General features: G+C 61.5%; 13 protein-coding genes. 1 reads left to right on the top strand and 12 read right to left on the bottom strand.

Annotated elements, in window-relative coordinates:
• Positions 1-15 precede the first annotated feature (15 nt).
• Complete coding sequence (locus ABD817_RS03900; protein ID WP_344915006.1) at positions 16-423, bottom strand: hypothetical protein; 408 nt, start codon at positions 421-423, stop codon at positions 16-18.
• A 120-nt stretch (positions 424-543) separates the two neighbouring features.
• Here ABD817_RS03900 and ABD817_RS03895 point away from each other — a divergent pair, with 120 nt between their 5' ends.
• On the top strand, positions 544-1,761 hold the full coding sequence (locus ABD817_RS03895) for an NsdA family TPR-like regulatory protein (RefSeq protein WP_344915004.1): 1,218 nt from the start codon (positions 544-546) through the stop codon (positions 1,759-1,761).
• On the opposite strand, the gene ABD817_RS03890 is transcribed toward ABD817_RS03895, so the two are convergent.
• The 11 genes from ABD817_RS03890 to ABD817_RS03845 all read right to left on the bottom strand — a co-directional run bounded on the left by ABD817_RS03890 (position 1,742) and on the right by ABD817_RS03845 (position 16,684).
• On the bottom strand, positions 1,742-2,302 hold the full coding sequence (locus ABD817_RS03890; protein WP_344915002.1) for an NUDIX hydrolase: 561 nt from the start codon (positions 2,300-2,302) through the stop codon (positions 1,742-1,744). The genes ABD817_RS03895 and ABD817_RS03890 overlap by 20 nt on opposite strands.
• Positions 2,303-2,485: 183 nt before the next feature.
• Entirely contained in the window at positions 2,486-4,231 is a 1,746-nt protein-coding gene (locus tag ABD817_RS03885; protein ID WP_344915606.1) for a DUF2326 domain-containing protein, read from the bottom strand.
• On the bottom strand, positions 4,228-4,449 hold the full coding sequence (locus ABD817_RS39535) for an ABC-three component system middle component 6 (RefSeq protein WP_425583242.1): 222 nt from the start codon (positions 4,447-4,449) through the stop codon (positions 4,228-4,230). Before ABD817_RS39535 ends, ABD817_RS03885 begins: the two co-directional genes overlap by 4 nt.
• On the bottom strand, positions 4,446-5,024 hold the full coding sequence (locus tag ABD817_RS03880) for a hypothetical protein (protein ID WP_425583241.1): 579 nt from the start codon (positions 5,022-5,024) through the stop codon (positions 4,446-4,448). Before ABD817_RS03880 ends, ABD817_RS39535 begins: the two co-directional genes overlap by 4 nt.
• 1,683 nt (positions 5,025-6,707) lie before the next feature.
• Positions 6,708-8,654 carry an ATP-dependent nuclease gene (locus ABD817_RS03875; RefSeq protein WP_344915000.1) on the bottom strand — a complete coding sequence of 649 codons (1,947 nt, stop codon included), beginning with the start codon at positions 8,652-8,654 and terminating at the stop codon, positions 6,708-6,710.
• Positions 8,655-9,334: 680 nt separating this feature from the next.
• Complete coding sequence (locus ABD817_RS03870) at positions 9,335-10,339, bottom strand: hypothetical protein (RefSeq protein WP_344914998.1); 1,005 nt, start codon at positions 10,337-10,339, stop codon at positions 9,335-9,337.
• A gap of 778 nt (positions 10,340-11,117) precedes the next feature.
• The gene (locus tag ABD817_RS03865; RefSeq protein WP_344914996.1) at positions 11,118-12,416 is read right to left on the bottom strand and encodes an APC family permease; all 1,299 of its coding nucleotides are present in this window, start codon (positions 12,414-12,416) and stop codon (positions 11,118-11,120) included.
• Between the two features lie 71 nt (positions 12,417-12,487).
• Positions 12,488-13,621 (bottom strand): class I SAM-dependent methyltransferase, encoded by a 1,134-nt coding sequence (locus ABD817_RS03860; protein WP_344914994.1) that lies wholly within the window; start codon positions 13,619-13,621, stop codon positions 12,488-12,490.
• 9 nt (positions 13,622-13,630) lie between these two features.
• Positions 13,631-13,951, bottom strand: coding sequence for a Rieske (2Fe-2S) protein (locus ABD817_RS03855; RefSeq protein WP_344914992.1), 321 nt, complete (start codon positions 13,949-13,951; stop codon positions 13,631-13,633).
• Positions 13,948-15,186: an iron-containing redox enzyme family protein gene (locus tag ABD817_RS03850; protein WP_344914990.1), complete on the bottom strand. Its 1,239-nt coding sequence runs from the start codon at positions 15,184-15,186 to the stop codon at positions 13,948-13,950. The genes ABD817_RS03855 and ABD817_RS03850 overlap by 4 nt, the downstream gene beginning before the upstream one ends.
• A gap of 1,312 nt (positions 15,187-16,498) precedes the next feature.
• Positions 16,499-16,684: a hypothetical protein gene (locus ABD817_RS03845; protein ID WP_344914988.1), complete on the bottom strand. Its 186-nt coding sequence runs from the start codon at positions 16,682-16,684 to the stop codon at positions 16,499-16,501.
• Positions 16,685-16,873 lie beyond the last annotated feature (189 nt).

The raw sequence follows: 16,873 nt of genomic DNA, 5'->3' as shown, positions 1-16,873 counted from the left end.
GAGGAGGATTCCCACTCATGGTTCCTGCCGTTCGAAACGCACCGACCCGGCCAGATCCACGGTGGCGTGAAAGATCACCTCTCGCGACCAGTCGCCTGGCGCCAAGCCGAAGTCGTAGACCCGTCGCGTGACCCGTCCCCACAGAGCCGGTTGCGGCTCCATCCTGCGCAGCGCCTTGCGCAGCTCGTCCATCGCGGTCGCCTGCCCCGAACTGGTACCGCACGGCCCGAGCCGCTCGACGCCCTCGGAGGTGAAGACCTCCCACTCGAACATCTCGACAATGGGCTCGGGACCATCGCAGTACAGGCAGTCCTCCTGTGAGGAGACCGCACCTCCTAGAAACGAGGTCGCGACATGTCCGCGCCGCGTGACGATCTTCCAGCCGCGCCCATCGCATTCCTCGCACTTAACCGGCGTTGTCATACCGGAAAGGATCGATGGAAGAACTTCTCACACCTATCCCACGCGTATATTCCACCAAGGCATATAGGGTCTTGACATGTAGCGACGCACCACCTCGGGAACCGATGACCGGAGGGCGGAATGCACGGGAGCGCTTTCGCGCCGATCAAGATCCCGGCCGAAGTATGGGGCCGCGAAGACAGCAGAGAAATCCTCAAAAATCGTGACGTAGCCGGTCTTTTCAAACTCGCCGCCAAGTACGCCGGCGCCAGTCAAGTGGACATCGGCGCGGCAACCGGCATGTCCCAGGGACGCGTCAGCCGGATCAGCCGGCATCAGTCCCACATCACCGAGTTGGACGTCTACGAGCGCATCGCCACCGGTCTCGGCCTGCCCGACCACGCCCGGATGCTCTTCGGCCTGGCACCCCTCGACACCGCATCCCCCACCGGGAACCAAGACGACCACCACCAGGAGCAGAGCGAGGAACTGACGGCCCGGATCGAGGCAGCCGCCGCCATCGACCCCACCATGGTCATGATCCTCACCACCGACACCAACAACCTGCGCCTCATGGATCGCCGACTCGGCGGCATTGCTATCGCCGACAAGATGCGTGCCCAGATCTCCCACGTCGAAGACGCCCACCGCCACGCCGTACGCCCCGGCATCCGCGCCCAGCTCGCCCACGTCCTGGCCGAGACCGCCTCACTGGCCGGATGGCAGGCCATCCACACCGGAGCGCTCAACGACGCCTGGAATCATTACGAGCACGCCAAAGCCGCCGCCCGCGAAGCCGACGACCCCGCCCTCATCGCCTACGTCTCCGGCGAACAGGCATACGTCCTGATGGAACTCGGCCGCCCAGCCGAAGGCACCGAACTCCTCCAGTACATCCACGCCACCTACCGCGACCGCATCCCCGCCCGGCTCCGCACCTGGATGTCCGCGGCCGAAGCCGAAGGCGCCGCCATCCTCGGTGACGAGACGACCTGCCGCACCGCCCTGGAACAGGCCGCCGCGCTCCTGCCCGATGGCGACGCCGACCCCGACATGCCTTACCTGTCGGTCAACGCTCACCACCTGGCCCGCTGGCGGGGGAGTTGCCTGGTGCGCTTCGGCGATCCGGGAACCGTCGAGGACCTGCGTTCCGCACTGGCCGGGATGGACGGCACCTACAACCGCGCCGAATCCGGCGTCCGCTGCGACCTGGGCCATGCCCTCCTCGCCCGCGGAGAGCCCGACGCCGCCCAACCCCACATCCAACGCGCCCAGCACCTCGCCACGATGACCGGATCCAGCCGGCAACGCCGACGCGTCGAGGAACTCGCCCGAGCCGTCAGCCGCTCGTTGCGCTGAGCCGATCCCGCGCCGCGAACAATCCGATCAGCGTCCCCGAGGTCCAGATGTCGCCACGTGCGATCATCGCCGGGATCTCCGTCATTGGCACCCACTCGATGAGATCGGCTTCAATCTCTCCGGTTGGACTCCCGACCAGATCGGCACCCCGCACCAGGAACAGGCTGTGCTCGGAGTCGACCATGCCCGCCATCGGCTGATAGGTGATCAGAGGCTCGATCTCCTTGGGCCGATACCCCGTCTCCTCCTCTACCTCCCGAGCCGCCGTCGTGATGGCCTCCTCGCCGGCGTCGATAAGGCCGCCGGGAAGCTCCCAGCCCCACCGGTCGAACAGGAACCGGTGCCGCCACATCATCAGCACCCGGTTCTGCTCGTCGACCACCACGGCGATCGCCGCCCGATCCAGATGCACCGCGTGATGCTCGAACCGCTCCCCGTCCGGGATCGCCACGTCAACGAGCCCCAGCCGGATCCACCGGTTGTCATAGATGAGCCGTTCCCCGTGCACGATCCACCGCGACCGCTCTTCGTTGGTAGCCACACAGCGAAGTTACCGCCCCACATCGCTGACGTACACGGGCATGAGCATAGAGCCGCATGTCATCACGAAGGCTAGCTTGTCCTGATGAGAGTCTTCATCACGTCTTCAGGTCTATGACGAGCTGGTCCCGATAGTGGATGATTACGCATCTTAGCAGTGCGAGGTTTTGTTCTGTTCTAGCCATCAAAACCTGTATCCAAGCAGAGTGTGTGCTGGATCATCATCCTTTAGCTCAAGTCGAACGTGGTTGCGCCAATTCAAGCCTAATTCGGCAAGGTCGGCGCGCGGTATGTTGTCGCTGTTAATAAGTGCAAGATACTGAAAACCGCATGCCTCACCCTTCGTCATTGCGTATTGCAGAGCAAGTGCAATCTGTCGTTCGTCTACGCCCTCATAGAGGATGCTATCGTGAATGAGGAATGCGGGATGATTTTCGCGAGTTGACCATACTTGCGTAAGAGCTAAATCGTATGCAAATATAGCCATATTTTCAACGCCGCCAGAGCGTTGACGGGGCATTTTTGTTTCAAATGTGAATCCATTCTCATTGAGTCCGAAATTTAAAGCTCCCGATTCTTCGTATAAATGATCTGTAGCTTCCACAAACTTCGCAATAACCGCGCTCCATCGCGGGCGACGTTCAGCACGATCAATAACAGCCCTACTCAAGAGCGCTTGCCGGTCTGAAGCAATAGTGGCTTCATCTATAGCCACGGTTTCTAGACCCGCGAGCTTCTTGTCTGTTTCATGAAGCCGCTCTAGAGTTCGGCCGAGGCGAAACTGGAGATTTCCAAGCTCTTCAACTGCTCCACCATCACTTAGTAACTGCATTTGCTCAGATCGCTCAGTGTCCAGCCTGCTTAGCTGCAGTTGTATCTGATCTACCTGCGACCTTAAGCGAATAATCTCGTTACTGAGATACTCTCGTCTATGCCGAGTAACTGTTGTGTGAAATTCCAACACCTGTTCTAGCTCTCGATTGAGCCTATCGGGGAAGAGCAAACCAACGTCAGCGTATATCTGTCGTACCTTATTGAGGTCCTCTGCAGACTCTGTCTCCATCTGTAGCTCATACTTTTCGATCATTTGCGACAGGATCGATGACTCGTTCGCTAACTCGCGCATTCTTCTTGTTAGATTTCGTGCTGCGGTTTCAACAGCTCGATACTCCGGGACAACTTTAAAATTGGCGACCTGCGCTTCAAGCCGTTCGCGCTCAGAAGACAAACGGACTCGTTCGTTTTCCAAATCAGCCATCTCGGACTGACTCCGCTTGGAGGACGCTGCTGTCAATGTACGTACAAGCTTCTCATTCTCTCGAAGCATTTCCCATTTAGAGGCGTGATGCCAATTTAGGCCCACTAAATACGCGTTGTAGACTTGCTTTTGCCATGTTCTGATCTGCCTGGATGTAGTAAAAGAATCGATGTATGCATCGCGACCCGACCGGGCAAAGTATGAGATGAGAGCTCGAAAACTAGGAGCAGCGCTCTCTGTGAGAACCTGATCATCTAGGCCAAAAACTAAAGCTCCGAGTAAGTCTTTCCATCTCTTTAGCGTGCAAATAGCCTCTGTTCGCGGGAATAGTTCCGCTTCATCGATTACCCCCAAAGAATGAATATCGCCACGCAATATTACTTGGCTAGGAGTCAAAAAACCCCTTGTTACATGAACAACTGCATCGTCGATTCGAAGCTCAAGGCTGAACTGCCAGTCGGTTTCCTTTAAGTGGCTTATAACGCTCTTGTTGCTAACGGATGATCCTAGGCAGAAGTGAATTATCTCCAAGAGGGTGCTCTTTCCCACCCCATTTCGACTGTCGTGCTCACTCGATGTATCTGCGCGTTCAGCTACGATCAAATTCAATCCATCTTGTAGATGAATCTCGCGAAAAGTTGGCTTGTTTGCGTATATTTTCAATATCTTCATGAAGGCCAACGAAGAGTCCCTTCGTTTATGTCAAGGAGATTGATGGCATACAAAAGATCTAGAGCGAGAATGAACTGCTCGTATGAAATTGATGTTGCGTTACGAACTTCATCCCACAATGATGAAACACTCAACCCTTGACGGCGAAGCACTAATATTTCTGAGGCTTGTCCGAGAAGAGAGTGGGATGTTTGGATGTACTTATTGGGGAGAATCATGCTGCCTCGAATAGGTCGCAAACTTGAAACAGATGCGCGATGACAGCCAAGCCAGCGGCCTGTTTTTCGAAATCTTGCGCGCCTCCTGTGGCGAACATTTCTATGAGTAAGAAAAGATCGTCGCCTCTCAATCCCTCTTCCCACCACCTCTGGTACTCCATTCTGAAGCCAGCAACTAGCCGAGCTGGAAAGTCTGCGTCCACATGTGTAGCCATATTTGTCAGGAAAAGTGATACTTGTGGTGCCTGCATGAGGCCTAGCCGAATCTTTTTCTCCGTTCGCATTCCTAAACCGTTTAAAGCAAGTTTTTCTGCTGGCGGAGTCGCAAGGAGAGCAGTTGATTCTGCTATAGAGCTGGATATGATCCTCTTGCATATAAGGTCTAGTTCGGCGAAGCTAATATCGTTCATTTCTCGCTCTAGCCTGCTTGCTATCCAATCCAGATGTTTGTTCTTTATCGCAAGAAGAACATCGTCCGTGTATTCTTCTGGCTGACCATCAACTAGCCGATGGCAGGCTGCACATAATAACAGAAGGTTTTCAAAGCTGTTCCTAGTTTTGATGTCTAGGTCCACGTCGGCTCTAGGTCCATTTGCGGAGAATGCTTTGATGTGGGCGATATCACCTGTAATCGCTGTGCTACTTCGCCTGGTTTGCGCGTGTATCACGTTTTTCCCGCAACCAGGAAAGCAGCATCGTCCAGCAGTTGATCCGAATAGCTGCTTAATGGTCTGCTCAGAATACGATCTGGTAGCCACAGCTCTCCTCGTTATCTAAGAGCACTCCCATGAAGAGTACTATTAGACATCTCTCCGCAGTACCCGCGCATTACAGACTTAATTGATTCGGTCCGCTATGAGCCATGTAGATCTTTTTGTCAAGATATGGGCGATTTGTCCATGTATCCTCATATATGTTGCTAGCCAGAGCTTTGCACCCGACACCGAGGTGCGCAAGATGGTGAGTTAAAAGCTCGGGTGGGGGAGAGGCTCCATGTCAGTAGCAAGCGCCACCTCGTAGCCCTGCTTAGCCAGCGATGATCCACTCGGGACGCCATGAGGTTTTGTTGAATGAGCACTTCGGTTAGCAGGGGCGGAGGATCGCTGGGTCGTCGGCTGGAGCGATTGCTGACTAGGAACTCCTGGTAGAGCAGCCCTGGTAGGGGAGTGCCGCATCTCAACCTGGTTGCATGGTCCTGCAGCCCTGCGCTTCAGCTCGGCTTGCCTCCGAGCGCAATGATGGCCAGGGCAACAAGAGCGAGGTGCGCGCGAGATAGCCCCTCGGGCAGCATCGGTATGCGAAATATTCGCGCAGCTCACACCACACAAGCCAGCTGCACGGCACCACTCTTCTAGTCTGAGCGTCCTTAGGGCGTTGCCGAATTGTTCTTATAAGTATCAAGGCGGCGGCGCAGCGCGCCGCCGCACGGCCCACCGCCCGAACGCCGCCCGAGCGTGCGGCGTGGGCGCCGGTCTCGGGCGGCGGCGGGACTGTGGGCCGCCCAACGCACCGCGAAGCCGCCGTACCTGACCATCACCCACCGCAGCGGGGCCGCACCGCCGCGAATGCAACTCCCATGATCGCCTGACGATAGTCGACAGTCTTTGGATTGCAGTTCAAACAGGCTTGTAGCTCTGTACTCCACCGAGGATGATTCACATCAGGTATAAGGACCCTCTGGAACGGGGAGATACATGGGACAGCGCGTCGTTCATGCTCAGGTAGGGGCGTCCAGCGCTCTGAAGGTGGGTGCTGGTAAGCGTGATGTGCCTAAGAAGAGCCCAGACCGCTGGACCAATGCTGACGAGAAGAAGCGTCAGCAACTCATCAATGCAGCCCGGTCAGCTGGAGTATCCGAGCGGAAGATTCGACAGCTCATCAGGCGCTTAGGCTCGTAATCATTCAAGCTCGTGTCATGGTCAGCGCTACCCTCACGATCGCCTGACTGCGGCTGATCTCTATGCGTGGTCGGGGGCGATCGACGGGCCGAGGCTTCGTCCCTCAGCCTCGGCCCACCGGACAACGTGGCTGGCCACGGTTCATTATGGCGGTGCGGGAACACCGAAAATTGCCGAAGGCGGCAGCAGTCAGGCCTGGTTCAGGCAGTCGGACTGCAGTCTGAAGGTCACTGACCGTTGACTGCTCAGGCCGTGTTAGCTCTGCAGAAGCGCACTGAGAACAATCAGTAGTTCCAACGCTCGGATAGTAACGTCAGTGCGACCTGACGCCGTCCTACTGTTCGTCCCTTGGGTAGAGGGTCAACTGTCCGCCGCCAACGCCAGCGCTTGGACCAGTATCTGAGATAGCAAAGTCGGCGGGTCAGTCTCTGCCTCTACGGCGGCCTGACGGTAGGTGTCCTCGTTCTTCCCGTCTACTCCGTCGCCGTCAGCGATGAGTTGCTTCTTCGCCATCGCCCACTCAGGCCACTCCTCTTCGAGGTAGGTCTCCAAGGAGTCATGGAAAACTGCGTATCCCTTCCACATATGTGTCTTCGGGAAGTCCGCCAGCGTCCCACCCAGATAGGCGAGCAGCTTGCGGTTCTCGCCCTTGTGCTGCTCGGTGTCCTTGTCGATCTTCTCCTGGGTCGCCCCGGTGTTGCGCTCAGCGTGGCGTGCGTCGCCGTCGAAGATCGCCATGGTCGGGACGCTCAGTTCGGTGAGGATCGCGTGCGCCAGTGGAATTTTGCTTTTGCCGACAACGTCAACCACTACGATGCCGTGTTTATTGAGCGGGTCCAGTCGGAGCCCGCACCCTTCTAGCACACCCTTGTCTGTAGGCCCCTCTACGAGGATGACTGCCCGGGCGAACAAGGCTTCCGGGATCTCCCTCAGACACACTTTCATCAGCTGACGGTGAATCTTGTTTGCCGGGAGAATTCCATCTAGCCGTGTAGTGATCTCGCTCCGCGTGGTTGAGTCGACCATGACTGTCGGCGCACCGCCCTGGATCGCGCGGGTCAGCCGACGGATCTCGGTAAAACCTTCCGGCTCCAAGAAATACGGACTGTGCGTGGCATAGGCGATCTGCATGCCACGGTCGGCGTTACCTGCGAGTGCGCGCAGCACAGCTGCGAACACGCGGGCCTGTACGGGGTGTTGGAACAGCTCCGGCTCCTCGATAGCGAGAAAGACCGTCCGGCGGTTCTCGCTGGATTTGCTCTCCGCGAGCAGTCGCAGTGCGGTGATGAGCAATGCCCGCTGGAATCCATGCCCTTGCTGGTCGAGTCGGGTGCTGGCGGTGCCGTCCTGAACGGTGATCTGGAACTGCGCCTGCGGCAACCGCAGTTCGGGAACGTGCGAGCTGACCCGCACCCGACGTCCGCTGCTCAGCTTCTCTACCTCGTCGGTCAGCTGCACCGACAGTGTGTCAAGCTGCTCCTCGAAGTGCTGGCGGTGGATCTCCTGACGATCGTTGTTGAAGAGCGTCTGCAGATCGAGCAGATCCTTCTCGGCTTGAGTGCGGTCGACGGCCTGGTCGAGAATCCGACCGATAACCGAGCCTTTGGAGTCGCGACCCTCTTCACCCGCCCGCAGGTCGGCGCTGACAAAGACGTAGTCGAACAGTCCCGTCATCTTTGCCTGTCCAGCGAACCCGAAAAAGTGAGTGTCAGCCGCCAGCTCAGTTGCCACCAGTTCGTTGGGGTGCTTACGTTCCCACTCTGACATCGCCTCCTCGACCGCCTGTGAACTGCGCGCCGCCGGTAGTCCGAGCTCGGGATGTGCCTCTCGCAGTGCTTTGTAACGTGCGTTCCGTTCACTGGCTCGATCAGGCTCGCGGACGTCGTCGAACGCCGGATAGCCCATTGCTCGCCCCGACAGTTTGTCGGTGTCGTTCTCCCACCGCCGCCAGAGCCGTACGGTCTCCGCGCCACCGGCGGCATACTTGCCGAGCGCGGTTCGGTCCAGATCGGTGAGCTCGCCGAACTCCACCTCGACGCTGATTCGCTTTTCCTGGTGCCCCGCCCACACGTCCTCATCGGTGAGTCCAGGACCGCTAGGACCGTTGAAGAACCAGTCCAGGGCGCGCAGCACCGCAGACTTGCCAACACCATTTGGACCGATGAACGTCGTGATGTCGTCGAACCGGATGTCCACATCCCTTAGACACCGGTACCCCTGGATTCTCACCCGTCGAATACGCACGCTCACAGCACAGCGGTCACAGCAGCATCTAGCAACCGAAATACGGAAATAGGTCTGACGCATCTGTCCGCCAAGCACATCACCGGTGGGTTCTGCGGGTTTTCGGACACCGATGCCCCCGACGGGCGAAAGGACATACGGGGGTCGGTACGACCCGCCTACGTGGACTGCGAGAACGCGCTAAGCACGCCGAGGTCGATCGGCCGCTCTCGTGAGGTATGCGGGGGAGGATCTTCTCTGATAGAAGAGCAGTGAAAGCCGTATACGCAGGTCAGGGGCTTAGCGCGGCCAGGAACACCGGTCCGCTGTAAAACCATCGGTGCTTCGATGCTGGGAGCCATCTTGGGAGCCAACGGGACGTGCGACATTGGATCAAACCGGACTGATCTGAACGGCCGGACTCTCATCTGCTGCATGACGAACGGCTATGAACAGGTACGGAAGTCGTTTGGGGATCTACGGATCAGAAGGTTGGGGTTTCGAGTACCTCCGGCCGCACACATGCGAGAAGGCCCCTGAACAGGCATTAGCCATCAGGGGCCTTCTTGGTTTCTTGATCGATCTGGCTTCTTGCTGACAGAGCATCTTCCCTATTCGCCGACGGCATCCGCGAAGACATCAGCCGCGGAGGCTTCCACCGCTCGGATCATGTGGGCGTAGACCCGCAGCGTGATGAACAGATCGGCATGGCCGGGTCGAGCGGCGACGACGTGGATCGGGACGCCAGCGAGGAGCGCGTCTTCCTACCACCAGAACGGGAGGTTGGATCGACGGTCCTGTACGTCGTCGTAAACCGCACGCAGCCATGGCTGGCGAACCTCCGGCAGTCGTGCCAGCGCGTCCAGGAACATTTCCCGGTCGAGCCGGAACGGGCTGCGAGGCGGCGGCGGTGGAGGGTCATCGCGGTAGACGCCGTCGGGTAGCCCGCCCGACGCGGGGCGGAGCCGCCGATTGCGGCTGAAGGCCATGTACGTCCACACATCGGCATCCAGCGGCACCGCTGCCTCCGTGCTGGACGACCATGTCTCCCCGGTCTGCGGGTGCCGTGGGACCAAGGCGATGTCCGTGACCGTGGCGGGTAGGCCAGGCCCGACCAGGGCCAGGCTCCTCGTCGGCGGCTCGGCCGGGAGCAGGGCGTCGAGCGCTGGACGGAACGCATGGGCGACAGGGCCGTCGGGAACCACGACCCGCGCACCGCCCGACGCGGCCAGCAGGTGGGCCAGCGCCACCGAGACCGCCGCCTCCCACACCGGGCTCCACGCCCCGATCGGATCAACCGGTGGCCTCTCCGGCTGCTCTCGTACTTCCTCCCAGCTGAGCACTCGGCGGGCGGGCGCGTTGGTGTCGGGGAGACGTACGGCGCGTGGGTCCAGCCACACCACCTGCCAGTGCCCGCAGTCGTCGATGAGGGTGGCCACAGCGTGCCCGCACTGCGCGCACGCCATGTTGAGGCCGTTCCTGCTGTCCAGACCACAGCAGAGGCCGTCGCATCGCTCCGGAATCAGAACGGTCCCGCGGACGTCGCCCAGCGCGACCGCGACCGCTCCCGGTGGCCCGTACGACAGGGCGAAGACCGGCGCGTACACACCGCGGGCTTCCGCCTCCTTCGCGCCGATCTCCTCCCACCGCCGCCACGGCGGTCCAAAGGGTTCCGGATCCACCGCGTAGGTCCCGGGCTCCATGAGCACGGGAAGGAGTTCGTGGCCGTACTTCCGATGGGCGTGGGCGGGGAGCGCGACCTGCGACATGGGTAGGGTCAGCGATGCGTCACAGTCCGCACACGTGAACACGATCATGCGCCCTCCCACGTCACGGTGCTTGGATCATCTTGGCTCAGAGCCGGTCTTGAGGGAATCGCTCGACGCTGATTCGGCGAAAGGCCACGCCGCATCTCGCGAGGGATGAGGAATGCTGTACAGCAGTTGATACAGCAGCACCGCCTTACCAGATCGCCCTCCACCGACCCGTAACCACCATCTGAGCAGGGTAAGTCGCCGCTGACGAGGCATCTGCCCTTCCCTGCGGATCAGAAGGTTGGGGTTTCGAGTACCTCCGGCCGCACATGTTTGACCAGGGCGTTCCTTGATCCTCAAGGGGCGCCTTGATCATTTTGTAGCAACGGGTGTGGCAACGCGCTCACGACGTCTCTTCCCTCGTTCTGCGCGTCGCGCGGTCAGGTCGGACAGGACTCCGTCCACGCTGTCGGCCGCACCTAGCTTCACCTCCTCCAGCAGGTGCACATAGACGTTGGACGTCGTCGCCTGCCGGGTGTGCCGCAGCACGCCCTTGATCGTCCTGGTGTCGGCCCCCTCGGCGAATCGTCTCGTCCTTCTCGCTCCGCAGGCGCCGGACGCTTTTGACGGCTGGTGGTGGGTGGAGTAGGCATCGGATCGATACGCCGCAGGATCTTCCAGGGGATTCCGCCGCCGGTGTGGGGGTTCGAAAAGAGCACCGTGGCCGAACGCGATGGGGCGGGCCGGTCCCGGTTTCGCCGAGGTCGGCCCGCCCCGTCGGTCTCGGTCGGTCTCAGTCGGCCGGGGGTGCCACCGGTACCGGGTCCTTCTCGGCGGTCAGCACGTGCACCACCGTGCCGGCGATCAGCAGTGCGAGGGGGTAGAGCAGCATCCAGCCGAAACCGATCAGGAGCACCACCACCGGGACGCACGCCAGCACCACCAGCAGCCAGTTCTTCGGCCCCTTAAATAGGGTGCCGTATGCCAGGGCCGACATGGCGTAGCCGATGATGAAGTTCACCGCCGACAGCTGGAAGACCTGGTCCAGCGTGAGCACCTCGGCGCCGTACAGGACCACGACCGTGCCGAACATCAGGACGGCGACCACGATGGCGGCGATGGGGGCCCCGTTGACCTTGTTGCAGACGGTCAGCCGCGCGGGCAGCAGGCGCTCCCGCGCGGTGGCGAACACGATCCGCGAGGTCGCCCAGGTGCCGCCCATCAGCGTCGCGAAGACGATCAGGGCGCCGAGCACCGCGGCCGCGGTTCCGGCCGCGGCGCCGAAGACCTGCCGCAGGACCGCCGCCACCGGTGCCTGCCGCACCATCGGGTCGTTCGGGTCCAGGGACACCTGGACGGCGGTGGCGATGCCCACGTACAGGACCACGATGACGACGAAGGAGGCGGCCAGCACCAGCGGCAGGTCGCGCCGGGGGTTGTGGTACTCCTCGGTCGTCGAGGCGACGAGTTCCCAGCCGGTGAAGGCGAAGAAGACCAGGCCGACCGCGGGGAGCAGGTCGAGCCAGTTCGTCGGCAGCGTCACCGCGCCCCGCATCTCGAAACCGGGGGTGAAGAACGGCACTGCCGCGACGACCGCGATGAGCAGCACCAGCAGCGCGGTGACGACCGTCTGGACCCCGCCCGCCAGGCGCGACCCCAGGGCGTTCAGCACGGCCACCACCGCCAGGTAGGCGAGCGTCGCCGGGAAGACGGCGTCGGGCATGCCGAGCAGCACCGCCGTGTAGTTGCCCCCGGTGATCGCCATCGCCGCCCCGCCGCACGCCGTGGCGCCGAGCAGCACGTAGGCGACGGGCGAGGCGACGCTCCTTCCGAAGGCGGCCTGCATGAAGCCGATCACTCCGCCCGCGCTGGGGTAGCGCGAACCGAGCTTCGAGAAGACCAGCAGCAGGGGAATCACCATGATCGCCGCCGCGACCCAGGCGAAGACCGCCGCGGATCCGACGGAGGCGTATGCGAGCCCCGGCAACACCAGCAGCCCACTGCCGACGATCATGCTGACCGCCAGGCCGACGCCACGGCTGATGGTCAGGGTCTTGCGTAGTTCCTTGGATGAATCAGCCGTGGTACTCATCTTCTCCTCAAAATGGGCGGAGGTACGGGGACGACGGTGGTGGACGCCCGCCCATCCTCGGTGGTTGTCGGCTATCTGTGTCCGGAAGCGGACTCTTCAGCCGCGATGGCACCGAGGGGTTCGGGCCGCACCAGCACCCGGTCGTTGTCATGGGACACGAACAGCCGCAGTGGCTCGTCGGCACGGCAGGACAGGGGCCGCTCGAAGGTCTGCACCGCCTGCCGCCAGTGTGTCCCGTGGTCCTCGGGGCTATTGGACAGGGTGATGTCCTCGGCCAGGTCGAGTTCGAACCACATGACGATCGCGTGGCAGGTCCCGTCGACCGACACCGGCGCCGGGATGACGCGTTCCTGCTCGCCCTTGCCGGTGCGGAAGTCGAAGTCGAACAGCGGGAACGGCTCGCCGAGCAGCCGGTGCCGGTAGCTGGTGAGATAGGTGGAGAAGTACTCCATCGACCTGAACTGCTGGAAGAGCGTCATGTCGAAGTTGTAGACGGTGTCCACGTGGTTATGGGCGAACAGGTCGTCGCTCTCGACCAGCTGTCCCCACAGCCGGGCGCCCTGCGGCACGATGACGGCGTCCGGCTGCAGCAGTTCCCGACGGGCGTGCTCGATGCTCGGCAGGGCGCCCTCGCCGAGCAGCGCGCAGTCGAAGATCTCGGTGACCAGCACGTCCGCCGGGCGGGGAAGGTCGATGCCGACCCGCAGATCCGTCGACTTCGCCTCCACCACCTTCACCCGCGAGTCCACGCCGTTCACGACCATGGTCCGGCGGGCGATCGCGGCGATGACCGGCTCCATCTCACAGGTGACCACCATGTCGGCGCCGGCCTCGATGGCGAGCAGGGACAGCAGCCCGGCTCCGGTCCCGATGTCCAGGACGAGGTCACCGGGGCGCACGACGGCGGAGATGGCCTTGCGGTAGGCCTCGTTGCGGGCCTGGTCGTTGAGCATCGCGAAGTGCCAGCGCGGCACGAGCTGGCGTACCGCGCGATTGAAGAGGAGGTTGGCCGGGCCGTATCCGGGCCGCGCTCCGCCCGCCCCCGCGAAAAGGTTGGCGGCGGTGGCGTAGTCTCGTCGGTTCATCGCGTCCATGCCGTGCTTCAGCATGGTCTCGGAACCGATGACCTCGGTCCAGAAGAGTGACTCGACATCGGGCTCCGAGTCGTTCGATGAGCCCTCGACGTTTTTGATGATGGATGTCATGAAACGCCCTTAGCTCGCGAACACGATTTGCTGTACCGGAACCGCCTCGCCGAAGTCGGCGGGCAGGTAGGCGACAACGCTGGAACCTCGTTGGATCGTGGGGACAGCACGGTCACAGAGGCGGTCGACGCGAAAGGTGTTGCCGTGCCAGGGGCAACGTAGCCGTTCGGCTTCGATCTCGCCGAGATGGAGCGGGCCACCGCGATGCGGGCAGCGGCTGTGGATCAGATGCACGGACCCGGCCCGCTCCAGGCAGAAGTAGGTCTCGTCACCGGCGCGCACGGCGTTGTGCCGGGGCCATTCCAGTTCCACCCGGATGCGAGCGCTCACGAATCGGCCCGCGGTGACGACCGGGTGAAGGCGATCGTGGCGCTCGCTCCGGCCCGCAGACCGTAGAGCCGCCCCTTGGGGACGCGCACCGCCTGGCCCGTGGCCACCTCCAGTGGCCCGCCGGTGGCACTCCAGTGCAGCTCGGCGGTGCCGTCCAGCACCGAGACGGTCATGTCGTGGTCGCTGATCATCGTCTCGAACGGCGTGCGGGCGTCGATCTCGCGCGGTTCGTCCTGCCCGTCCCGGCCGGTCTCCGCGGTCGTGACCTCCGGCTGCCAGCCGAGTTGCCCGATCAGGTCGGCGTCGTTGAGTCGGCCCAGGGCGCGGACGTCCTCGATGCCGCGCAGCAACTCGCGGATGGCGTAGTCGCCGTGCTTGCGGGCGAGCGGCAGCAGGAGGTCGTTCACCGCCATCCTGCCGTGGTGCTGGTCGATGTGGGCGTGCTCGTCGAAGTATCGGGTGTCGATCTGGTCGCCGTAGACCGCGCGGAACGTCTTCGTCATGGCCGCGAAGGACGGGGCGAACGTCGCCTCCAGGAAGGCCATGCCGCCGATGTAGCGGAAGAACTGGGCCCGGTTCTTGGTGACCTTGTAGAAGTAGTTGTTCCCGGCGATCCAGCTCGGCAGGTAATAGAACCAGTAGTGGTGCGGTTCGGTGTTCATCCCCACGCTGCGGCAGAGCTCGACGAACAGGGTGCTGTGCTTGGCGTCGAAGACGCCGTAGCCGAACTCGTCGATGAATATCTTGAAGACCTCGCTCTGCTCCAGGCCGTACGCGCCCCCAAGGTTCTGCGACATCGCGGTCGCCTCGGTCAGGCCGTCGAGCGCCATTTGAGCGATCATTATCTCGGCCGCGCGCCGCGGGTCCGCCGCCTCCTCGATCGCGCGCAGCGCCGGCCGGTCGCCGTTCACTGCCTCGTCGATCGCCGCCAGGACGTGCGACTCAAGGGCGTCGCAGTCCCAGCGCCCGTTTATCTGGACATCCGATCCGAGAGAGTCGAACACGTAGGACTCCACGGCCGGCCGTACGAGGTCGGAATGGAGCCGCGCCTTCCGGCCGTAGAACTCCGTGAACTGCTTCTCTTTTCCGGAAAGCCCGTCGGAGGGCAGGAAGAGCGCATCGCTCTCGTAGATGTTCATCAGCAGCCTATTGGCCACCAGGCTCTCGTCCGAGAGCAGTCCCTCTTCGGTGAGCGGCTGATCCCATTTGATTCTGGAAAGCCGATCGGCGTCCAACGGACGATGATAGGGAGTGTTGTCGATGTAAGAATTTCCCGTCGGCCGGTAGCTCGACGTGGTAATCAGTTCCGATACCGAGTCCCTAACGGAAACGGGCTCTTCTAGCGGTCCCATGGGTGTCATGTCAAGAGCACCTTCCACAAGAGAAGAACAGTTTCTGGAGCATGGCCGAGAGCAGGTCGAAGGGCACCCATGGAAAAGGCGCGCCTGAGCCTGCGTCAAGATCGGATTGTGATGTACCGGACTGGATGAACTCGTATTTCACATCCCCGTTTGCATCCCCGTACTCTCCCGCTTTACATCCCCACCCACTATCGCTTACATTCCCCTACTTTTGCATCGAAGATGCTAATACAGCCCCTCAACCAGAGCAAGACGGTCTTACGCGGATTCTCTCGGTCTTCGCCGTCCGGACAGAGAAGATGCCTACAGGGCAGGAGAGGCGCGTAAAGCCTCACTCACGGTAGACCGTGATCCGTGAGAAATCCACCGGCTTCTTCTGCCTCCGGAAAACACGACATCCGGGTGAACTATCAACTCGCGCTTCTGACCTGCGGTTGACTTGTGGGTTTTACTGTCCGGCACCCTTTCATCACGGCACGACAGGGAAATCGGAAGTGATAATCCGCTTATGTGCGCCAACTGGTCGGGAAAAGTAGTGACCGTATTCCATTTGGGACGTGTTTTCGGCCCTGCCTGGCAGGACGGCCCGAGACCGGCCCCGTCCCGGCCCACGTGTCCGCGCGGGCGGGGGCGCCCGCGGCGGCATCGCGCGTGGACCCTCCCCCTCGCCTTCCTCGCCGCTTCCTCGCCACGGGGCGCCCGTGGCGGAGGCGCCCCTTCGGCAAGCGTGGATTCAGCGGAGTCAAGGCGGGCGCGGCAGGCAGGCCCGTATGCCGTTCCTGCCGAGAATCCAAGAGATCCGCCCGGACGTCCAGTGCCGGAGATTCCACGTCCGGCCCAATCGCCATGCACGAATCGGTGCCGCCGTGTGTGAATCGGTGTGCGACTTCGACGCCGTGATGAGCGGTGCCGCCCGCCGCGGGAGCTTCCGGGGGAAAGGCTGCGGATCGCTGTCGCATCCGCCCCGGGGGCCACCATAGATGTCGGCTTCTCCGGATGTTTCTCCCTGGACTATCAGCTGCTTATAGAAACAGGCACAAAGCGTGACATTGATCTAAGCTCTCATGTGTGGTGAAATATCCAAAATTAGAATTAGGTGGAATTTGAGGGATAAAACGCCCGCTTTGGACGTGGTGGCCTGGGTTCTGGCGCGAGGTTTCGCGGTGTGGTCCTGTTGTGGAAGATCTCAGGTCAGCGGCCAGGCGATCCGCTCTCCCGGCGAAGAAGAGGGAAGGCTCCTTTTTCTCCGCTGCGCCTCTTGCCCCCCGGACTGTGAACTGCCGATCGGTGTTTCCTTGTCCCCGGTGAGGTGATCGATGATGCTCCACGAAGCAGCCAGAAGCATCCCGGTCAACGTGGCGATGTTTGCCACCTTCGGGTCTTCGGACATTCGGGAGTGGGAGAGATGTTTAAAGATCGGAGGGTGGTGATTGGCGCGTCGCGGTCCGGTGATGGATTCGCTATATGGTCATGGATTCGCTATATGGTCGCCAGTCATCGCAGCGGGCCCTTCCGCCCGCGGGGCATGAGCCGGATGCCCGCCAATATCGCTCTGTTTGGA

It is taken from the genome of Streptosporangium oxazolinicum (assembly GCF_039537505.1).
Lineage (GTDB): Bacteria > Actinomycetota > Actinomycetes > Streptosporangiales > Streptosporangiaceae > Streptosporangium > Streptosporangium oxazolinicum.
This window is presented reverse-complemented; position numbering and strand designations above follow the sequence as displayed.